Genomic DNA, 4,540 nt, shown 5'->3' with positions numbered 1-4,540 from the left:
AATGTCACGTTTACACCCGTCAGGCGAAACGGCATCTGCTTCGCAGGCGGGGACACGTTAAGCGAAACAAGGCGTAAAATTGAAAGCTGTTTGAGCGAAGCGAGTTTTTTCAATTTAGCCTGTGAGATTGTAACGGGTCGCCGAGAAGCTAAGCCTTGACTTTTTGGTTCGTTTTGTGTCAAGACAAAATGAACGAAGGCAAGTCTCTGCAAGAGACGCGGCAGTAAAAATAGGTCGAATTTAAAAGAACATTTTTCTTGTTCTCTGGGGTTTATAACCCTGAAGTTGTTATTCTCGGATTTAAAATCCGGATAACAGCCAAGTATGGGATTGCAATTCTCGTGCAACGACAGTAAACAAATAATATATTCATTAACTAATTTATAAAATATGCGAAACTTATTTTTTTACAATCAACTGAAGGTTTTTATCCTTGCAGTACTACTATCTTCTTCTCTGGGCAGCTTTGCGGCTCCTGTCGAGAGAGAAATCAATTCGGGATGGAAATTCCGTCAGGCTCGTCTCAACAACTGGTACAACGCCACCGTACCGGGAGTAATACACACCGACTTGTTGGCAAACAAAATCATTGAAGACCCATTTTACAGGCTCAACGAACGGGGTTTGCAGTGGATCGACAAAGAAGACTGGATTTACGAGACTCATTTCGATGTAGACAAAAAAACATTAGACAGAAGTAATATTCAACTTCACTTCTACGGACTAGACACGTATGCTGATGTATACCTGAATGGCGAACTGGTTTTGAAAGCCGACAATATGTTCCGTGAATGGAAAGTGGATGTAAAAGGCAAGTTGAAAGATAAAGAAAACCAGCTTCATATCTATTTTCATTCGCCCATCAAGATAGATATTCCAAAATTTGATGCTATACCATTTCGTTATCAGACAGGGCCCGACCAGTCTCAACAAGGAGGTATTTTCAATAAAACGGTGAGCCCTTTTGCCCGTAAAGCGGGTTATCACTATGGTTGGGACTGGGGACCTCGCTTTGTGACTTCGGGAATCTGGCGTCCGGTGGTATTGGAATCTTGGGACAATCTACGAATCGAAAGCGTATATATCCGTCAAAAAGATATTAAGGCTGAGAAAGCCGTCATTACTAATCAGGTGGAAATATTGGCAGACAAAGATATGACAGGAGCGAAAGTGACTGTAAAAGATGACAAAACAGGTACAACTTTCGGATCAGTCACAACCGATCTGAAAAAAGGAATGAATACCGTATCTGTCGATTTTACGATTAACAATCCCCGCTTGTGGTGGTGTAATGGTTTGGGAGAACCGAATCTTTACACATTCAAAACAGAAGTGTCGGCAGGAAAAGGAATGGAAGACAGCAACTTGACTACTTCCGGACTTCGTTCTTTGAGATTGGTGAGCGAAGATGACAAAGACGGATCGGCATTATATATAGAATTGAACGGCGTGCGAGTTTTCTCGAAAGGAGCGAACTACGTACCTCAGGATAACTTCTTACCTCGTGTTACGCCCGAACAATATGAAAAGACCATTCTCGACGCTGTCAACGTAAACATGAACATGCTGCGTGTATGGGGTGGCGGTAGCTACGAAAGCGACTTGTTTTATGAACTATGCGACAAACATGGTATCATGGTGTGGCAAGATTTTATGTTTGCTTGCAGCTTATACCCATCGGAAGGACATTATCTTGAATCGGTGAAATATGAAGCAATCGACAATATCAAACGTCTTCGCAACCATCCATCTATCGCATTGTGGTGCGGAAACAACGAGGCATATTATTTTTGGTATAACTGGAACTTGCAAAAGAATTATGCAGACCAAAATCCTGAATATGCACAAATCATCTGGCGTCAGTATACAGACCTGTTCCATAAGCTATTGCCCGAAATGGTTGCGGAACATCATTCCGAATCTACTTACCGCTACTCGTCTCCTTATGGTTTTCCGGGAGAGGCTGACAGCCCAACACACGGCGACCGCCACTATTGGGGAGTTTGGCACGGAAAAGAGCCTACATACCACTACAATGAAGAAAAAAGCCGCTTTTTCAGTGAATACGGATTCCAATCGTTTCCTGAATTTGAGTCTGTAAAAATATTCGCTCCGCTTCCCGAAGACTGGAATATTACTTCGGAAGTAATGATGGAACATCAACGTGCCGGAGGTTATGCCAACCCACGTATTGCCGAATATTTGGCAAATGAATACAAAACACCTAACTCATTCGAGGGTTTCTTGTATATGAGCCAAGTATTGCAAGGTGATGCAATAAAAATAGCGATCGAATCGCACCGTCGCGATATGCCTTATTGTATGGGTACGCTTTTCTGGCAACACAACGATTGTTGGCCTGTGGCATCGTGGGCAAGCCGTGACTACTATGGACGCTGGAAGGCACAACACTACTACTCGCGAGACGCTTATCGTGATGTTTTGGTATCGCCTATCGTGAATGGGGATAAACTGGATTTCTACATCGTTTCCGACCGTCTGAAAAACATTAGCGGAAAACTGGACATAAAAGTGGTAAAACTGGATGGAACAGTGGTTAATCAAGTAACAGAATCGGTAGAGGTTCCGTCTAATACAAGTACGAAATTATATTCAACGGATATAGAATCCTTTATCAAAAAAACACCACGGAAAGATGTTTTCGTATACGTTACGTTCGACGATGCTAAGGGAGGAACATATACAAACCGTTATTTCCTTGCATTGCAAAAAGATATAGATTTTCCGAAAGTAAAAATATCAAGGAAGGTACAAGCCGTTTCCGGAGGTTATGAAGTGACTCTGAAATCCGATAAACTGGCGCGTGCCGTTATGATGTCTATCGAGGGAATTGATAACTTCTTCGAGAACAACTATTTCGATATTCTTCCCGGTCAGGAGGTTAAGGTGAAAGTAACAACAAAACTTTCTCAAAACGAATTTGAAAAACAATTGAAAGTAACTTCATTGGTAGATTACTATTAAGATCATCAGGTTATACCAGATACTGAAAAACTCTCGCAAACAGATCTGTTTGTGAGAGTTTTTTGTTTGGTTGCATAATGTCGGCTAATATGCCACAAATATGAAAGGTTCTGCCATACCTACATGCACCCAGGTTGCAGAAGTTACGCCTCCAGTTCCGGAAACAGTTCCCCATAGATAAAGTGTTATATTATTACTAGTGTTATTGGTTACAAAAAAAGTAACTTGTCCAACAGAGGTATTACTTTGGTGTATCGGAAATCCGGCAAGCGATGGAGTCTGTGTAATATTGGGCCTTGTATTACTTGTACTAGATTGTGATAATGTTGTAGTTACATATCCTGCGGCATTAGCTCCTGTTACCATACCGCCGGCATATACCTGAGACTTTCCGGGAGGAACACTGACATACATTCCCAGATACTTGTAAGAGTTGGATAATGTAGTGTTCGAGTTGGAGCGTGTGCCTGATATAGTTCCGGGAATCAAGGCTCCCCATGATGCGCTTCCGTTTGCATCACTCAATAATACCCTGCCATTCCCTTGCGTCCCGTCTTGCAAGCGAAAACCGCCTTTCGCTTTTGAAGTGCGGATATCTACTTTTGCTGCAGGCGATGTTGTTCCCACTCCCACACTGCCTGTTACATACTCATTTCCTGCAATTGTGGAGTTGCCTCCCACACGGGCATTACCTGTAATGTTTGATGTACCCGTAACTTGAAATTTGTAACCGTTTGAGTTATTTGACCCGATAGCTATACTTCCTGCCTGATAAATATTTTGTGCATTGGTAGTTGCGAGGGTAGTCCCACCCTGCACTTGCCAAGGTTCGGTGGTTGCGGTTGCGGGAAAAGCTGCCCAACTGGCATTACCGGAAGCATCAGATCTTAAATATCCACCTGAAACCGGAGTTCGGTTATATCTGAATACACCATTTTGAGTTGTTGTGCCGGCAACAGTCAGTGCATTGTTCAAGGTTGTGGCTCCTGTTACTCCAAGAGTACCTCCTACGGTTTCATTGCCAACAACAGTAGAAGAAGCAACACGTGAGTTCCCTGTAATGTTTGATGTACCGGTTACCTGAAATTTGTAACTTCCTGCCGAGTTGGAGCCGATAGCTACACTTCCTGTTTGAAAGATATTTTGGGTATTGCTTGTGGCTTGGCTTGTTCCTCCCTGCACATACCAGGGTTCGGTGGTTGGTGCATTATTGTAGAATGGCTGCCAAACAGCACCGTCGAAATAATAATAACCCACCGCTGTTACTTTTGCCGTTTTTGTGGTCAGTGTACCCGAAAGGTCGGTCACATAAACCAAAGCTCCTTTCTGTGCCACAAGGTATTTAGCATCCTTGCTTATCAATTGAGCTCTTGTCAGGTTAGGGGCAATGATGCCTTCGGCTGTAGTAGCATCTGTCTTGGTTGGAGTTACATGCATCGTCACACTTGGCGATTCCGTGTTCACACCCACCTGTGCTTTTAGCGCCGTAACGGCTAAAAGAATCAATAAAATTAAACTGCTCTTTTTCATAAGTTTTTAATGTTGTTTGTTGTGT

Annotated in this window: 2 protein-coding genes; one reads left to right on the top strand and one right to left on the bottom strand. The window is 42.9% G+C overall.

Going from position 1 to position 4,540, the window contains the following annotated elements:
- The first annotated feature begins 390 nt into the window (after positions 1-390).
- Positions 391-2,985 (top strand): glycoside hydrolase family 2 protein, encoded by a 2,595-nt coding sequence (locus tag D0T56_RS14085; RefSeq protein WP_163320804.1) that lies wholly within the window; start codon positions 391-393, stop codon positions 2,983-2,985.
- 84 nt (positions 2,986-3,069) lie between these two features.
- Here D0T56_RS14085 and D0T56_RS14080 read toward each other — a convergent pair whose 3' ends face one another.
- Positions 3,070-4,515, bottom strand: coding sequence for a hypothetical protein (locus tag D0T56_RS14080; RefSeq protein WP_163320803.1), 1,446 nt, complete (start codon positions 4,513-4,515; stop codon positions 3,070-3,072).
- Positions 4,516-4,540: the final 25 nt, after the last annotated feature.

Origin of the sequence: Dysgonomonas sp. 520 (assembly GCF_010501095.1) — a bacterium.
GTDB lineage: Bacteria > Bacteroidota > Bacteroidia > Bacteroidales > Dysgonomonadaceae > QVMP01.
Note: the sequence above shows the minus strand (reverse complement) of the source record. Positions and strands in the feature narration are given on the sequence as shown.

What these genes read in the sequence shown, in the direction of transcription:
- D0T56_RS14080 (WP_163320803.1), bottom strand. Translation starts at nt 4,515, where the DNA reads ATGAAAAAGAGCAGTTTAATTTTATTGATTCTTTTAGCCGTTACGGCG.
- D0T56_RS14085 (WP_163320804.1), top strand. Translation starts at nt 391, where the DNA reads ATGCGAAACTTATTTTTTTACAATCAACTGAAGGTTTTTATCCTTGCA.